This is a genomic window from Erythrobacter neustonensis (assembly GCF_001663175.1).
Taxonomy (GTDB): domain Bacteria; phylum Pseudomonadota; class Alphaproteobacteria; order Sphingomonadales; family Sphingomonadaceae; genus Erythrobacter; species Erythrobacter neustonensis.
In genome coordinates this window covers 797,589-813,879 of record NZ_CP016033.1, presented here as the reverse complement: position 1 = coordinate 813,879, position 16,291 = coordinate 797,589, and the positions used below count along the sequence as shown (strand labels likewise).

Annotated in this window: 16 protein-coding genes; 12 read left to right on the top strand and 4 right to left on the bottom strand. The window is 65.5% G+C overall.

The genetic code is table 11. The annotated features are described in order from the left end of the window. Positions 1 to 111: 111 nt before the first annotated feature. From A9D12_RS03830 to A9D12_RS03780, 11 genes are all read left to right on the top strand, one after another. Positions 112 to 888, top strand: coding sequence for an SDR family NAD(P)-dependent oxidoreductase (locus tag A9D12_RS03830; protein ID WP_068349947.1), 777 nt, complete (start codon positions 112 to 114; stop codon positions 886 to 888). A gap of 140 nt (positions 889 to 1,028) precedes the next feature. Further along, a complete protein-coding gene (gene rpmI / locus A9D12_RS03825) occupies positions 1,029 to 1,232 on the top strand; it encodes a 50S ribosomal protein L35 (RefSeq protein ID WP_068353594.1) in 204 nt (67 codons plus the stop codon). 50 nt (positions 1,233 to 1,282) lie between these two features. Next, a complete protein-coding gene (rplT, locus tag A9D12_RS03820; RefSeq protein ID WP_066531814.1) occupies positions 1,283 to 1,642 on the top strand; it encodes a 50S ribosomal protein L20 in 360 nt (119 codons plus the stop codon). Positions 1,643 to 1,815: 173 nt separating this feature from the next. Continuing rightward, positions 1,816 to 2,751, top strand: a complete 936-nt coding sequence (locus A9D12_RS03815) for a helix-turn-helix domain-containing protein (RefSeq protein WP_068349946.1) — start codon at positions 1,816 to 1,818, stop codon at positions 2,749 to 2,751. 121 nt (positions 2,752 to 2,872) lie between these two features. Further along, the gene (pheS, locus tag A9D12_RS03810) at positions 2,873 to 3,973 is read left to right on the top strand and encodes a phenylalanine--tRNA ligase subunit alpha (protein WP_068349945.1); all 1,101 of its coding nucleotides are present in this window, start codon (positions 2,873 to 2,875) and stop codon (positions 3,971 to 3,973) included. Then, positions 3,970 to 6,357 carry a phenylalanine--tRNA ligase subunit beta gene (gene pheT / locus A9D12_RS03805; RefSeq protein ID WP_068349939.1) on the top strand — a complete coding sequence of 796 codons (2,388 nt, stop codon included), beginning with the start codon at positions 3,970 to 3,972 and terminating at the stop codon, positions 6,355 to 6,357. The genes pheS and pheT overlap by 4 nt, the downstream gene beginning before the upstream one ends. Continuing rightward, positions 6,357 to 7,100: an SDR family NAD(P)-dependent oxidoreductase gene (locus tag A9D12_RS03800; RefSeq protein WP_197489874.1), complete on the top strand. Its 744-nt coding sequence runs from the start codon at positions 6,357 to 6,359 to the stop codon at positions 7,098 to 7,100. The genes pheT and A9D12_RS03800 overlap by 1 nt, the downstream gene beginning before the upstream one ends. Further along, on the top strand, positions 7,100 to 8,617 hold the full coding sequence (locus A9D12_RS03795; protein WP_068349935.1) for a peptide chain release factor 3: 1,518 nt from the start codon (positions 7,100 to 7,102) through the stop codon (positions 8,615 to 8,617). The genes A9D12_RS03800 and A9D12_RS03795 overlap by 1 nt, the downstream gene beginning before the upstream one ends. Positions 8,618 to 8,670: 53 nt before the next feature. Continuing rightward, the gene (locus tag A9D12_RS03790) at positions 8,671 to 9,540 is read left to right on the top strand and encodes an alpha/beta fold hydrolase (protein WP_068349933.1); all 870 of its coding nucleotides are present in this window, start codon (positions 8,671 to 8,673) and stop codon (positions 9,538 to 9,540) included. A 230-nt stretch (positions 9,541 to 9,770) separates the two neighbouring features. After that, positions 9,771 to 10,109, top strand: coding sequence for a P-II family nitrogen regulator (locus tag A9D12_RS03785; protein WP_068349932.1), 339 nt, complete (start codon positions 9,771 to 9,773; stop codon positions 10,107 to 10,109). A gap of 13 nt (positions 10,110 to 10,122) precedes the next feature. Next, positions 10,123 to 11,436, top strand: a complete 1,314-nt coding sequence (locus A9D12_RS03780) for an ammonium transporter (RefSeq protein ID WP_068349931.1) — start codon at positions 10,123 to 10,125, stop codon at positions 11,434 to 11,436. Positions 11,437 to 11,824: 388 nt separating this feature from the next. Here A9D12_RS03780 and A9D12_RS03775 read toward each other — a convergent pair whose 3' ends face one another. Genes A9D12_RS03775 through A9D12_RS03760 form a run of 4 tightly spaced genes read right to left on the bottom strand, consistent with a single transcriptional unit; the run spans position 11,825 to position 15,240 of the window. Continuing rightward, complete coding sequence (locus A9D12_RS03775) at positions 11,825 to 13,408, bottom strand: GMC family oxidoreductase (protein ID WP_068349930.1); 1,584 nt, start codon at positions 13,406 to 13,408, stop codon at positions 11,825 to 11,827. A gap of 22 nt (positions 13,409 to 13,430) precedes the next feature. Next, positions 13,431 to 14,390 carry a sterol desaturase family protein gene (locus A9D12_RS03770; RefSeq protein ID WP_068349929.1) on the bottom strand — a complete coding sequence of 320 codons (960 nt, stop codon included), beginning with the start codon at positions 14,388 to 14,390 and terminating at the stop codon, positions 13,431 to 13,433. Next, positions 14,383 to 14,796, bottom strand: a complete 414-nt coding sequence (locus A9D12_RS03765; RefSeq protein ID WP_068349924.1) for a hypothetical protein — start codon at positions 14,794 to 14,796, stop codon at positions 14,383 to 14,385. Before A9D12_RS03765 ends, A9D12_RS03770 begins: the two co-directional genes overlap by 8 nt. A gap of 12 nt (positions 14,797 to 14,808) precedes the next feature. Further along, complete coding sequence (locus A9D12_RS03760) at positions 14,809 to 15,240, bottom strand: protein tyrosine phosphatase family protein (protein WP_068349922.1); 432 nt, start codon at positions 15,238 to 15,240, stop codon at positions 14,809 to 14,811. A 262-nt stretch (positions 15,241 to 15,502) separates the two neighbouring features. On the opposite strand from A9D12_RS03760, the gene A9D12_RS15120 reads away from it, so the two are divergent. After that, entirely contained in the window at positions 15,503 to 16,273 is a 771-nt protein-coding gene (locus A9D12_RS15120) for a cold-shock protein (protein ID WP_068349920.1), read from the top strand. Positions 16,274 to 16,291: the final 18 nt, after the last annotated feature.

Genomic DNA, 16,291 nt, shown 5'->3' with positions numbered 1-16,291 from the left:
TTCGTGCTCGGCTAGGACTGTTACAATTTCGTCGCGCGCGGCCATGCCGATGGCCTGAACGGGGCGGGGCTGTAAGATGTCCGCGACGCAATGGGCTGAGGAAGGGACACCATGAACGACAAGGCCATCGCCATTACCGGCGCTGCACAGGGCATCGGTCGTGCGATTGCGCTGCATTTTGCGGGCATCGGCTGGCGGGTCGCCGCGCTCGATCGCGATGGCGACGCCTTGGCAGAGCTTGCGGCGCTCGCCCCGGCCGACCGGCTGCTGACCTGCGAATGCGACGTCGGCAACGAGCTTGCGGTGAAGAACGCCTTTGGCGAAATCGCGGACTGGCTGGGCGATCGGCCGCTGGCCTGCCTCGTCAACAATGCCGGGCTGGCCGATCCCTATTGCGGTCCGATCGAGGATCTGGCGCTGGCCGATTGGCAGGCCTGGATCGATGCCAGCCTGACCGCCGCGTTCCTGTGTTCGCGCGCTGCGGTGCCGCTGCTGCGCGCCGGGCACGATGCGACGGGCGAGGCGGGCAGCATCATCAACATCTCATCCACCCGCGCCGCGATGAGCGAGCCCGACACCTTTGGCTACACTGCCGCCAAGGGCGGGGTCGATGCGCTGACCCACGCGCTGGCGGTGTCGCTCGGCCCCGCGATCCGGGTCAACGCCATCCGGCCCGGCTGGATCGAAACGCGAGATTGGCAAAAGCAGAGCGCGCGCGAGCCGGTGAAGCATCGCCCCAAGGACAAGGCGCAGCACCCCGCCGGACGCGTGGGGCGCCCGCAGGATATCGCCCGGGCGGTCGAATACTTGTGCGATGCCGGCTTCGTCACCGGCCAGCACCTCACCATCGATGGCGGGATGAGTGTGAAGATGATCTACGCCCATTAAGCGCCGGTCTTCGTCTCACCCCTTGCCTTTCGCCCGCCGCGCGCCTATTCGCGCGCACTTCACCGACACGAATCAATCAGCCGGCCTGGCGACAAGGGCTGCCATGGCCGGTTCCGACGTGTCTCACTCAGGAGATGAAAATGCCCAAGCTGAAGACCAAGAGCGGTGTGAAAAAGCGCTTCAAGTTCACCGCCACCGGCAAGGTCAAGCACGGCGTCGCTGGCAAGCGTCACCGTTTGATGAGCCACAACGCGAAGTATATCCGCACCAACCGCGGCACCTCGGTCCTGTCGGCGAACGATACGCCGACGATCAAGAAGTGGGCGCCCTACGGGCTGGACTGATGCGCGCCGGGCCACGGCCCATCGCACTCTCAAGATAAGGATATACTGATATGGCACGCGTCAAAAGGGGTGTTACCACCCGCGCCAAGCACAAGCGGATTCTGGACCAGGCCAAGGGCTATCGCGGTCGCCGCAAGAACACCATCCGCATCGCCCGTCAGGCGGTCGAAAAGGCAGGCCAGTACGCCTACCGCGACCGCAAGGTGAAGAAGCGGACCTTCCGCGCGCTCTGGATCCAGCGCATCAACGCTGCGGTTCGCATGGAAGGCCTGACCTATTCGCAGTTCATGCATGGCATCAAGCTGGCCGGGATCGAACTCGACCGCAAGGCGATGGCCGATCTCGCGATGAACGAAGGCGGCGCTTTCAAGGCCGTGATCGCTCAGGCGAAAGCGGCTTTGCCCGCCTAAAGCGGGTGGGGGCTGCGCTTCCGGCGTAAGCGATCGCTCCCGCGCGCGGCGCGGTGCAGCACAACAAAACGGGGCGGGCTTCCGGATGCGGAAAGCCCGCCTCTTTTGCATGTCGGTTGTAGAAATCCGTCACAATGCTTGCAAAAAACGCAGCATTTTGTTTAACTGATGACATGGGGGAAGCAGGCAAGACAGGAGGGAGCACAGCGCAAGGCGCCGAAGGCGCGCCGCGCGTGCATGCCGCCTTTTACGAACCGCCCGAGGAATTCGCGGGCTGCTTCACCAGCTTCTATCACCTCACGCTCGATCTGCCCGATGGTGCAGCGCCCGTCACCGATTACCTCCAGCCCGAATGGGGCAACATCCGTTTCTTCTGCGGCTCTCCGCCGGAGGCGCAGATCGGTGTGAATGCGGTGCGCGGCGCGCCATTCGTCGGCACCGGGCCAAGTTCGCTGCCGTGCCGTTTTTCGCTGGGGACGGTAAGGATGTGGGGCGTGGGCTTCATGCCGCTGGGCTGGGCGCGGTTTTTCGCCGCCGATGCCTCCAGCGTTGCCAACATCATCTGCGATGGCGCGGCCCATCACGCCTTTGCCCATTTCGCCGGGATGACCGAGGCGCTGTGTGATCCTCATTCCACGGTCGAGGAACAGCACACTGCCCTGATCGCGATGCTGACGGCGATGATGCGCCCCTGCCGCGACGAGGCGCGGATCGCGCGCATCCATGCCGCGCTGGTGGGCGGGCAGCACACCTCGGTCAACACGCTTGCGGATGAATGCGCGCTCAGCGTACGCACGCTCGAACGGCTGTGTGCGCGCTATTTCGGGTTTTCGCCGAAGCTGCTGATGCGGCGGCAGCGGTTCATGCGCAGTCTGACATCCTACATGCTTGACCGCCGCGCGCGCTGGACCGAGGCGATGGACGCCGATTACCACGATCAGGCGCAATTCACGCGCGAGTTCCGCGAGTTCATGACGATGAGCCCGAGCGAATATGCCGCGCGCGATCATCCGATCCTCACCTCCTTCATGGAGGCGCGCGCGCGGGTGTGGGGCAGCCCTGCGCAAACGCTCGACCCGCCCGGGGGCGCGGCGCCGCAGCCGCATTGAGGCGCGCCGCCCGGCCGGAACTGCGACCGGCAGCGGGCCCGGCGCACAGCCGCTTTGCAATTTGTCCGATTTGACGCTAGCGGGCGGCGGCGAAATCCCGCTGTCAGAGCAAGCCAAATCCATGACCGACATCACTTCCCAGACCGCAGCCGCGCTGGCCGCGATTGCCGCGGCGACCAGCCTCGATGCGCTTGAAGCCCAGCGGCTCGAAACGCTCGGCAAGAAAGGCTGGGTGAGCCTTGCCCTTAAGACGCTGGGCGGCATGACGCCCGACGAACGCACCGCGGCTGCGCCCGCGATCCAGTCCGCGCGCGCGAGCATTGCCGAGGCGCTGGATGCGAAGAAGACCGCGCTCGAAGCCGCTGCCTTGGAAGAACAGCTGGCGCGCGAAACGATCGATCTGACGCTGCCCGCCGCGGCAGCGCCCAAAGGTTCGGTCCACCCTGTCAGCCAGGTGATGGACGAGCTCGCCGAAATCTTCGCCGATCTGGGCTTCGCGGTCGCAACTGGCCCGGAGATTGAGGACGACTGGCACAATTTCACCGCGCTCAACATGGATGAAACCCACCCGGCGCGCGCGATGCACGACACGTTCTACTTTCCGGACAAGTCCCCTGAAGGCCGCGAAATACTCCTGCGCACGCACACCTCGCCGGTCCAGATCCGCTCTATGCTGGCGCAGGGTGCGCCGATCCGGATCATTGCGCCGGGCCGGGTCTATCGCTCGGACAGCGATGCCACGCACACCCCGATGTTCCATCAGGTCGAAGGGCTGGTGATCGACCGCGATATTCACCTCGGCCACCTCAAGTGGACGCTGGAAACCTTCTTCAAGGCCTTCTTCGAGCGCGAGGACATCGTGCTCAGATTACGTCCCAGCTACTTCCCCTTCACCGAACCCAGCGTGGAGGTCGACGTGGGCTATTCCACCGAAGGGGGCCGCCGCGTGGTTGGCGGTCACGGCGATGCGCCGGGCCATGCGTGGATGGAAATCGGCGGCAGCGGGATGGTGAATGCCCGCGTGCTCGAATTCGCGGGCGTCGATCCCGCCGAGTATCAGGGCTTTGCCTTCGGCCTCGGGATCGACCGGATCGCGATGCTCAAATACGGGATGAACGATTTGCGTGCCTTCTTCGACGGCGACCCGCGCTGGCTGGCGCATTACGGCTTCTCGCCCTTCGACCAACCGACCCTTTCCGCCGGTGTGGGAGCACGCGCATGAAGTTCTCGCTGACCTGGCTCAAGGATTACCTTGAAACCGACGCCACCGTCGCGGAAATCTGCGACGCATTGAACGCCATCGGGCTTGAGGTCGAAGGCGTGGAAGATCCGGCCGAGAAGCTCGAAGGGTTCCGCATCGCCCACGTGCTGACCGCCGCGCGCCATCCTGACGCGGACAAGCTGCAGGTGCTCACCGTCGACACCGGCGACGGCACGCCGTTGCAGGTCGTCTGCGGCGCGCCCAATGCGCGTGCAGGGATGAAGGGCGTGCTGGGCCTGCCCGGCGCGACCGTGCCCGCCAACGGCATGGTGCTGAAGAAGAGCGCGATCCGGGGTGTCGAGAGCAACGGCATGATGTGCTCGACCCGCGAGCTTGAACTGGGCGAGGATCACGACGGCATCATCGAACTGCCCGATGACGCACCGGTGGGCACGGCCTTTGCCGATTACCACGGCAGCGATCCGGTGATCGAGGTTGCCGTCACGCCCAACCGCCCCGATTGCATGGGCGTCTATGGCATCGCGCGCGATCTGGCGGCCAAGGGGCTGGGGACGCTGAAGCCCATTGCCATGCCTGCCTTCACGTCCCAAGGCGCGTGCCCGGTCGAAATCCGCACCGACGATGCCGAGGGCTGTCCCGCCTTCTATGGCCGTGTAATCAAGGGCGTGACCAACGGCGCCTCGCCCGACTGGCTGCAGGCGCGCCTCAAGAGCGCAGGCCAGCGCCCGATCTCGCTGCTGGTCGATCTCACCAATTACCTGATGCTTGGCTACGGGCGTCCGGCGCACGCCTATGACCTTGCCAAGCTTTCGGGCGCCGTGGTGGCGCGCCGCGCGCAGGACGGCGAAGAGGTGCTGGCGCTCAACGAGAAGACCTACACGCTCGATTCCGAGATGATGGTGATCGCGGATGACAACGGCGTGCACGACATCGCCGGGATCATGGGCGGCGAACATTCGGGCGTGACCGAGGCGACCACCGACGTGCTGCTCGAAATCGCCTATTTCGATCCGGCGCGCATCGGTGCCACCGGGCGCAAGCTGGGCCTGTCCTCGGATGCCCGCACCCGCTTCGAGCGCGGGGTCGATCCCGAATTTCTGGCAGATGGCCTCGATCTGCTCACCGGGCTGATCGTCGAACTGGCAGGCGGCGCTCCCAGCGAAGTCATCCACGCCGGTTCGCCGCCCAGCACTGCCAAGATCGTCGCCTTCGACCCCGGCCTCACGCGCCGTCTGGGTGGGGTCGACGTGCCCGAGGACGAGCAGAAGCGCATCCTCGAAAGCCTCGGCTTTTCCGTGGGCGCGGACTGGCAGGTGACTTGCCCGCTGCGCCGCCATGATATCGAAGGCCCCGCCGATCTGGTCGAGGAAGTCGTCCGCATCCGCGGGCTCGACAAGGTCGAAAGCGTCGCGCTTCCCCGTGCCGAGGGCGTGGCCCGCCCCACCGCCACGCCGCAGCAGAAGCTTGAGCGGACCTTGCGCCGCGCGGCTGCCGCAAGCGGATTGAACGAAGCGATCACCTGGAGCTTCCTGCCCGAATGGGCGGCGGATCATTTTGCCAACGGCGATGACGCGCCATGGGTGCTCGCCAACCCGATCAGCGAAGACCTGAAGGCGATGCGCCCCTCGCTGCTGCCCGGCCTGCTGATGGCGGCCAAGCGCAGCGCCGATCGCGGCGCGGCCTCCGCGCGCCTGTTCGAAATCGGGCGGCGCTATTTCCGCGGGCGCGATGGCCTGAGCGACGAAAAGCCGACGCTGGGCATCGTGCTGGCGGGCGAAAAGACGCAGCGCGGATGGCAGGGCGGCAAGGCCGCCATGTTCGATGCCTATGATGCCAAGGCGCTCGCGCTCCAGCTGCTCGAAGCCGCGGGCGCGCCGGTGGCGAACCTGATGGTGATGGGAGAGGCCGGCGCGCAGTTCCATCCCGGCCAGTCGGCAACGCTGCGGCTTGGCCCCAAGGTGGTGCTGGCACGCTTCGGGATGGTGCACCCTGCGACCCTGAAGGCGTTCGATGCCGACGGGCCGATCGCGGCGGTCGAACTGTTCCTCGACGCGATCCCGCCCAAGAAGAACGCCGCCTTTGCGCGTCCGGGCTTTACCCCGCCGGCCTTGCAGGCGGTGACCCGCGACTTTGCCTTCCTCGTTCCCGCGTCACTGGCAGCGGGCGATCTGGTGCGCGCAGTGCAGGGCGCGGACAAGGCGAACATCACCGGCGTGCGCGTGTTCGATGTGTTTGCCGGGCAGGGCGTGCCCGAAGGCCGCAAGTCCATCGCGGTCGAGGTTACCCTCCAGCCGGGCGAGGCGAGCTTCAAGGACGCCGATCTCAAGGCGATTTCGGAAAAGGTCGTCGCTGCGGCGGCCAAGCTGGGAGGGGAGCTGCGCTGATGAAGACCGCCTTTGTCACCGGTGCCACGGCCGGCATCGGCCTTGCCACCGTGCGCCGCCTCGTCGCCGACGGCTGGCGCTGCGTCGCCACCGGACGGCGGCAGGAGCGGCTCGACGCACTGGTCGCCGAATTGGGCGCGGACAAGGTTCAGGCGCTGTGCTTCGACGTGCGCGACACGGCGGCGATGGACGCGGCGCTGGCGAGCCTGCCCGAAGCGTTCCGCGATATCGATCTGCTGGTGAACAACGCGGGCCTCGCACAGGGGCTTTCGGCGGCGCAGAATGCCAATCTCGATGATTGGCAGACGATGATCGACACCAACGTCACCGCAATGGTGGTGCTGACGCGCAAGCTTCTGCCCGGGCTGATCGAACGCAAGGGCGCAATCATCGCGATCGGTTCGGTCGCGGGGAGCTACATCTATCCGGGCGGCAACGTCTATGCCGGGTCCAAGGCTTTCGTGAACCACTTCACGCTTGCGCTGCGCGCCGACCTCCACGGCACCGGCGTGCGCGTTACCAGCATCGAGCCCGGCATGGTCGAGACCGAATTCACTCTGGTGCGCACCGGCAGCCAGGACGCCTCGGACAAGCTTTATGCCGGCGTCAATCCGATGACGGGTGAGGATATCGCCGACACCATCGGCTGGATCGCCGCACTGCCGCCGCATCTCAACATCAACCGGATCGAACTGATGCCGGTCAACCAGGACTTCGCGGGCTTCCGCGTCGCACGCGATTAATGTCCAACCGCCGCACCTTCGCGATCATCTCGCACCCTGACGCAGGGAAAACCACACTGACCGAAAAGCTGCTGCTGCAAGGCGGCGCAATCCACTTGGCCGGCGAGGTCAAGGCGCGCGGCGCGGCGCGGCGGGCGCGGTCGGACTGGATGAAGATCGAGCAGCAGCGCGGGATCTCGGTCACGTCGAGCGTGATGACCTTCCAGAAGGACGGGATCGTCTTCAACCTGCTCGACACGCCGGGGCACGAGGACTTCTCGGAGGATACCTATCGCACGCTGACGGCCGTCGACAGCGCTGTCATGGTGATCGACGCAGCCAAGGGCATCGAGCCGCAGACCCGCAAGCTGTTCGAGGTGTGCCGCCTGCGTAGCGTGCCGATCATCACTTTCGTCAACAAGGTCGACCGCGAGGGCCGCGATCCCTTCGAGACGCTCGACGAGGTGGCCGACATGCTCGCGCTCGACGTGTCCCCGCAGATGTGGCCGATCGGGATGGGCGGCGAGTTCGAGGGCATCCTCGATTTCGCCACCGACACCGTCGCGCGCCCCGACGGGCCGAGCCGCGAATATCTGGGCACGCGCGATACCGCCGCGATCCCGCAGCGGTTCATGGACGAAATCGAGCTGGCGCGTGGCGGCTATCCCGAGTTCGACATCGAAGCCTTCCGCCACGGCGACCTGACGCCGGTCTATTTCGGATCGGCGCTGAAGAATTTCGGCGTGACTGAGTTGATCGACGCGATTGCCCGCTTCGCCCCCCCGCCGCGGCCCCAGCCGGCGGGCGAGGAAGAAATCAGCCCCGAACGCGACGAGGTGACCGGCTTCATCTTCAAGGTGCAGGCCAACATGGACCCCAACCACCGCGACCGCATCGCCTTCATGCGGCAGGTCTCGGGCACCTTCAAACGTGGCATGAAGCTGACGCCGAGCGGCCTCGGCAAGCCGATCGCGGTGCATTCGCCGATCCTGTTCTTCGCGCAGGACCGCGAACTGGCCGATACGGCGGAAGCGGGCGACATCATCGGCATTCCCAACCACGGCACGCTGCGGGTGGGCGACACGCTGAGCGAGCGCAACCAGGTGCGCTTCACCGGCCTTCCCAACTTCGCGCCGGAAATTCTGCGCCGTGTGCAGTTGAAAGACCCGACCAAGACCAAGCAATTGCGCAAGGCCTTGGACGACCTTTCGGAAGAGGGCGTGATCCAGGTCTTCTACCCCGAGATCGGTTCGGCGCATATCGTCGGCGTGGTCGGGCAGTTGCAGCTCGAAGTGCTAATCAGCCGGCTTGAGGCCGAATACAAGGTCGAAGCCGGGCTCGAACCCTCGCCCTTCGCCACCGCGCGCTGGATCAAGGGGGATGCGAAGGCGCTCGACGATTTTGCCGGGTTCAACCGCCCCAATCTCGCGCGTGACCGGGATGGCGATTATGTCTTCATGGCCAAGAGCCCGTGGGACGTCAGCTATCAGGTCGAAAAGAACCCCGAGCTGACCTTCTCGGCGACGAAAGAGCGATAAGGGGGGAAACGCTGGTCTTGCAGGCCAGCCGGCTTCGCGGCATGGAATCGTCCATGCACACCGCCGGCCCGACCTCGCAGACCTTCATCTCTCAGCGCCTTCGCCTGAACTATCTCGATTGGGGTGGCCGGGGTAAGCCGCCGCTGGTGCTGGTGCACGGGGGCCGCGACCACGCCCGTTCGTGGGACTGGACGGCAGAGGCTTTGCGCGAGGATTACCATGTCATCGCGATGGATCACCGCGGGCATGGCGACAGCGACTGGGTGTCGGACGGGGTCTATTCGGCGGGCGACATGGTCTATGATCTGGCGCAGCTGATCCACCAGCTCGGCGTCGGCCCGGTGCGGATGGTGGCCCATTCGATGGGCGGCAACGTTGCGCTGCGTTATGCCGGCGCCTTCCCCGACATGGTGACCAAGCTGGTCGCGATTGAAGGGCTGGGCCCGTCGCCCAAGACACGCGCCGAACAGCGCAGCAAACCCTATCCCGAACGCCTCGCCGAATGGATCGAGAAAAAGCGCAAGGCCGCCGGACGCAGCCCGCGCAAGTATGACAGCATCGAAGCCGCGCTGGCGCGGATGATCGAGGAAAACGCCTATCTCACGCAGGAGCAGGCGCGGCATCTGACGGTGCACGGCGTCAACCGCAACGAGGACGGCACCTATAGCTGGAAGTTCGATCCGCACCTCAACGTCTGGCCGGTCGAGGATATCGGCGACGAGTTCATCGAGCAGCTGTGGGGCGCAATCACCTGCCCGACGCTGCTGCTCTATGGCGCGGATTCCTGGGCATCGAACCCGGAGAAGGACGGCCGCATCGCGCATTTCCGGACCGCGGAGGTGATCGAGTTCGAAAAGGCGGGTCACTGGCTCCACCACGACCAGTTCGACCGCTTCATCGCGACGTTGCGCGCTTTTCTGTAAAGCTGCGCCGGCTCAGGTCGCGCTATTCTGTCGCATGAGAGATCTTGCGCTCAGCTTGTCGCAAAAATTGCCCAATCATTAATCACGCGCCTGTATTTTAGGCAATGTTGATCGGCGGCGGCCTGAGTTCGCGCCGCTCGCTACCCGTAGCTCACCGATCGCTGCGAATTGGCACGCTTGTTGCTGTGTCCGGGTTGGCCGGAAAAAATCCGGTGCAACAGGGGCCACAGATGAAGTTCATCATCGCCATCATCAAACCGTTCAAGCTCGACACCGTGCGCGAGGCGCTCAGCGGTATCGGCATTGCCGGGATGACCGTCACCGAGGTCAAGGGGTTCGGCCGCCAGAAGGGCCAGACCGAAATCTACCGCGGCGCGGAATATTCCACCAACATGCTTCCCAAGGTGAAGCTCGAGATCGCGGCCAGCGACGCGGTTGCGGCCCAAGTGGTCGAAACCATTCAGGCGACCGCCAACACGGGCGCGATCGGCGACGGGAAGATCTTCGTCCTCGAACTCGCATCCGCCACCCGCATCCGCACCGGCGAGTCCGGCGAAACCGCGCTGTAAGGGGGATTTTTCGATGAAGCGCATTCTTTCCAATCTTGCGGGCGCGGCGATCGCGGCTGCGCTGCTTGCCGCGCCGGCCCATGCCGCCGCTGCTGCCCCTGCGGTTCCCAACCCGGGCAATAATGGTTTCATGATGACCGCCACCGTGCTGGTCCTGCTGATGATCCTGCCGGGTCTCGCGCTGTTCTACGGCGGCCTGACACGATCGAAGAACATGCTTTCGACCATGACCCAGATCGGCGCGGCAGCGGCGCTGGCGATGCTGGTGTGGGTGATGTGGGGTTATGGCCTCGCTTTCGGGCCCGAGGGCAACCAGTGGATCAGCTGGGGCAAGTTCTTCCTTGCCGGCGTGACCCCGGATTCGACCGCGGCGACCTTCACCGACGAAGTGATCAGCGAATATATCTTCATCAGCTTCCAGATGACCTTCGCCGCGATCACCGCCGCGCTGGTACTGGGTTCGGTGGTGGAGCGCATGAAGTTCTCCGCCACGATGGTTTTCACGCTGGTCTGGCTGACGATCGTCTATTTTCCGATTGCCCACATGGTGTGGGAAGCGCGCGGCTACTTCTTCGCGATGGGCGCGCTCGATTTTGCGGGCGGCACCGTGGTGCACATCAACGCCGGTGTGTCGGCGCTGGTCGCCGCGATCATCCTTGGCAAGCGGCGCGGCTACCCGCACGAGCCCATGCCGCCGCACAGCCTGACGCTGACGATGGTCGGCACGGGCCTGCTGTGGGTGGGCTGGTTCGGGTTCAACGCCGGCTCCGCGCTCGAAGCCAACGGTTCGGCCGCACTGGCGATGATCAACACCTTCGTCGCCACGGCTTCGGGCGCACTGTTCTGGATGCTGATCGAGCGGGCGATGGGCCACAAGGCATCGGCGCTGGGCTTCTGCTCGGGTGTGATCGCCGGTCTGGTCGCGGTCACCCCGGCTGCGGGCAATTCGGGCCCGTTCGGTGCGATCGTTCTCGGCGCGGTGGCCTCGGTGGTGTGCTATGTCTTCGTCGCCAAGGTGAAGCCCAAGCTCGGCTATGACGACGCGCTCGACGCTTTCGGCATCCACGGGGTGGGCGGCATCGTCGGCGCGATCGGAACCGCGGTGGTCTATGCGCCGGCGCTCGGCGGCCCGGGCGGGGACGACTACGACATGGTCAGCCAGCTTGGCGTCCAGCTCTATGCCTCGGCCTTTACCATCGTGCTTGCCGCCGCCGGCACCGCGATCGCCGTATTCATCGCCAAGGCTGTCACCGGCCTGCGGGTCGACGAGGAAAGCGAAGTCAACGGCCTCGACATCTCCGAACACGGCGAGCGGGCTTACAACTAGCCCCTCTCCACCAAGCTTGGCGGGGGGAGGGCCTCTCTCTCCCTCTCTCTCCACTCCCCCCGCCTCACCTTGTTCCTCCTGCGAACGAACAAACTGATGACGGCCGGAGCAGCGCAAGCGCTCCGGCCCTTTTTTGTTCTCGTTTGGCCTCAAACGGCGGCGCGCGCATCCGCGCGCTTGTCTTTCCTCCAGGCCGGCCCTGCGGGCCACCCCTCCGGGCGCGCGTTCGCGCTTGCGGCCCGTCCTGCGGCGGGCCGGGTCAGCGCCAATGGTGAAGGAGGTTGCTTTTTCGGGCGCGAAGCGACCGCAAGGCCGGACGGCCGCCGCGCCTAATGGCGCGAAAGCCAGACGGGCCGGATGGCCCGCGCCCGGTGCTTGAGGGCGTCAACTATTCACGCGCCATCACGAAGTCCGCACACCGTTCGCCGATCATGATGCTCGGCGCATTGGTATTGCCGCTGACCAGTTTGGGCATGACGCTCGCATCGGCAACCCACAAGCCGTCGATCCCGTTGAGGCGCAGCGTCGGATCGACCACGGCGTCGGCGTCGCTCCCCATCCGGCAGGTGCCGACCGGGTGATAGACCGTGTCCGCGCGGCTGCGGATCATCGCATCGAGCGCGGCATCATCGTCGAGGTTGACCGGGTGGCGGTCGCGCGGACCGAAGGCCTGCATCGGCGGCGTATCGACGATCCGATGCGACAGGCGCACGCCGGCGCGCAAGACCGCGATGTCGCGCTCGTCATCAAGGAAGTTGGGGTCGATCACCGGCGCTGCGGCGGCATCGGCCGAACCCAGCCGCACCGTCCCGCGGCTTTCGGGACGCAGCACGCAGGCGTGGATTGAAAAGCCGTGCCCCTTCACTTTCTCGCGCCCGTGATCTTCGAGCACCGCGGGAACGAAGTGCCACTGCACATCGGGGGCGGGGCTATCGGGCATCACGGTCCAGAAACCGCCCGCTTCGGCATAGGGGGTGGTCATCACCCCGCTGCGCTTGCGGCGATGTTCGAGCACCGCGGCGGCCATGCGCAGCGTGCCCTTGAGGCTGCTGCCGATCGGCACATCGCTCCGCGTTTCCCAGCCCGAAACATAGTCGATGTGGTCCTGAAGATTGGCCCCCACCGCGGGGCGATCCAGCACCACGTCGATCCCGTGCGACTTGAGATGGTCAGCCGGGCCGATGCCCGAAAGCATCAATATCTGAGGCGAGTTGAAGGCGCCCGCGCTTAGCACCACGCCGCGCCGGGCCAGCAGGGTCTCGGACTTGCCGCCGCGCCGGACTTGCACCCCGGTAACGCGCTTCCCTTCGATCACCAGCTTTTCGACCAGCGTATCGGTGCGGACCGTGAAATTGCCGCTGCCGCGCACGGGTTCGACATAGGCGCGCGCCGCAGACCAGCGTTCGCCCTTGTGCTGGGTGACCTGGTAGATGCCGAAGCCATCCTGCCGCGCGCCATTGAAATCGGCATTGGTGCGCAGTTGCAGCGCGGCGGCCGCATCGACAAAGGCGTGGCTTGTGGGATTGGCGTGCTTCTGGTCCTCGACGAACAAGGGCCCGCCCGCGCCGTGGAAATCGTCGCCCCCGCGTTCGTTCGCTTCGGCACGCCGGAAGTAGGGCAGCACATCGTCATAAGCCCAGCCGGTGCAGCCTTGCGCAGCCCAGTTGTCGTAATCCAAGCGGTTGCCGCGGATATAGATCATCGCGTTGATGGCAGACGACCCGCCAAGCCCGCGTCCGCGCGGCTGGTATCCGATGCGCCCGTTCAGGCCCTTTTGCGGTACCGTTTCGTAGCGGTAATTCGACTTTTCGGGAATGAAGGGCATGAAGCCCGGCGTCTTGACCCAGACGTTGTCGTTGGTGCCGCCCGCTTCGAGCAGGCACACGCGGCGCGTGCCGTCCACTGCGAGGCGTCCGGCCACCGCGCTGCCAGCGCTGCCACCGCCGATGACGATGTAGTCGAAGCTTTCCATGTTCTCTCCCTTTGGCGGGAGATTAGGCAGCTTCCTGCTCGCCGGCAATCGGGTTTCGATCCGCTACCGAAGTTGCGAGTGGTGCAACAGTGCCGACCCGCGCCTGCCACTTCGCCCGGATCATGTCGCTCGTCTCGCGGCTGCCATCGTGGCTCCAGCCGGGTTCGCGCAGCAGATAGGACAGCTTGTGTTTCCAGGGGGCGCGCCAGATGTCGGTCAGCATCCCGATCCACTCGTGGAACACCGCCCACAGGAGGTTGAAGCTGCCCAATTGCTTGACGATCCCGTAGCGGATCTTCTCGTCATCGACTTCCGGCGTGAAGGTGCCGAACAGCTTGTCCCAGACGATGAATACGCCCGCGTAGTTCGTGTCGAGATAGCGCGGGTTGGTCGCGTGGTGGACGCGGTGGTGACTGGGCGTGTTCATCACCGCTTCGAACCATCGGGGCATCCGGCGAATCGCCTCGGTGTGAATCCAGAACTGATAGATCAGGTTGAGCCCGCCGCAGATCGCGATCATCGCGGGGTGAAAGCCGAGCAGCACCAATGGCACGGCGAAGAGAAAGCCGAAGGTCAGCGCCCCTGTCCACGACTGCCGCAGCGCGGTCGACAGATTGTAGTGCTGCGATGAGTGGTGGTTCACATGGCTCGCCCACATCCAGCGGATGCGGTGACCGGCGCGGTGAACCCAGTAATATTTGAGATCGTCGAGCACGAAGCACACCGGCCAGGCCCACCACACCGCCCACCATTGCGGGCCGAAATCGAAGATGCGATAATCATAGGCCTTGATGAACAACGTGAGCGCGAACCCGCCGAGCAGCGCGCCAGCCACGGTCGAGCCGAGGCCGAACGCGAGACTGACGAGCGTGTCGCGCGGCTCGTAGGCTTCGGGCGCGCGCAGCTTGGCCCAGATCATCTCGGCCAGCACTGCCACCACGAACAGCGGAACGGCGTATTGGGTGGGGTTGAAATCAGGCATCCGCCCGCGTCTTTACCCGATTGACTGCCTCGACCCAAGTCTCGGGCGCGGGGATATCGAGAAAGACGACGCCAAAACGCCGCTCGCCGCTGTCGATCCGCAGCGCGCGGTGGCCAGGATCCTGCCAGACACCGGCAGTGGCCTGCGGACCGAGCACGCGTCCGGCAAAGCGGTTGCCATGCCGCTTGATCACCATGATCCGCCCTTGCGCATCGCGCGTGATCGCGGCCTTCCCGTCAAACGCGCTCTCAACCGGATCGAAACCGTCTAGCGTCTCGCCCGCGGCGCGGCGCACCGCCTCCTCGCTGTCGAGCGCTGCCGATCCGCCAAGCTTCATCCACCACGCCAGCCCCGCGAGCGCGAGGATCGCGACAAGCGAGCCCGCCGTCTGCACCAGAAGCTCCACGCCGATGATGCCTCAGCGCTGGCTGAGCATGTCGACCATCGCGCGCACCGGGCCGATATCGTAGCCGGCCTGCGCGGCGCTGCGGGCGATGGTATCGGGGCTTTCGCCCTGCTTGGCGCTGGCGAGCGCCCACAGCAGCGTGGACCGCGTGCCCGATCGGCAATAGGCGAGAATCGGGCCCTCGGCCTGCTCCATCGCAGCGATCATCGCGTCGACCTGCGGCTCGCTGAACCCCGAATGGCCGACCGGGATCGCCAGATAATTGATGCCCGCCGCCGCGCTTGCGGCTTCGATGGCATCGCCTTGCGGTGCCGAGGGTTCCTCGCCATCGGGGCGATTGTTGACGATCAGGCCCACGCCGAGCGCGCGCGCCGCTTCGATGTCTGCAAGTTCAAGTTGTTGACTTACATAGATATTGTCGTTCAGCCGACGAAAATCGCTCATGGGGATGCCTGTCATTGTGCAAGGAGTGCGGCAATCTTCATGCCGAATGCCAGGCACCGGCACAAGCATGGCCGATCATGGTGCGCCACGGGGGCCGCCGAATGGTTCGGTAAATTCGTTCGCAAAGCAATCTTTTGTGCGCTATACATGATCCCACGTGCGCACCGGCCCACAAGCTCGGCGCGTCTGTGTCCGGTGCGGCTCACTGTCCACACACCGGCATCCTGGAAGGCGGGCAGTGAGGCAAGGTACGTACTGATCTATGGGTTACGATAGGGGACGCCGGCGCGGCCGCGACAAGCGCGACGGTTTCGGCGAAGACAATTTCGATCCGTTTGGTGGCGGCAACGATGGTTACTCGCCCCCGCGCGACTTCGGCGGTGATCGCTTCGGCGGCGGCGGCGATCGCTTTGGCGGCGGCGGTGGCGGTGATCGCTATGGCGGTGGCGGCGGTGCTCCGCGCGGCGGTGGCGGCTTCGGCGGCGGCCCGCGTGGTCCGGGTGGCCCCGGCGGCGGTGGCGGCGGTGGTTTCACCCGCATGCCCGCCCAGATCGTGGGCACCGGCAAGGGCACCGTGAAGTTCTTTAACAGCCAGAAGGGTTTCGGCTTCATCCAGCAGGATGGCGGCGGTGAAGATGTGTTCGTGCACATCAGCGCGGTCGAACGTGCGGGCCTCGAAGGCCTCGCCGAAGGGCAGGAACTGCAATACAACCTCGTGGACCGCGGCGGCAAGGTGTCGGCGCAGGATCTGCAGGTTGTCGGCGATGTCATCGCTGTTGCGGCCAAGCCCGCTGCTCCGCAGCGCGAGCTCACCGGCGAACGCGCCAAGGGCACGGTCAAGTTCTTCAACGCGATGAAGGGCTTCGGCTTCCTCGTCCGCGATGATGGCCAGCCCGATGCCTTCGTGCACATCAGCGCGGTCGAGCGTTCGGGCCTGTCGGCGCTGAACGAAGGCGAGCGTTACGAATTCGATCTCGAAGTCGATCGACGCGGAAAGCATTCCGCCGTCAATCTGGCACCGATCGAAGGCTGATCCAGCCGCTCCGGCTCC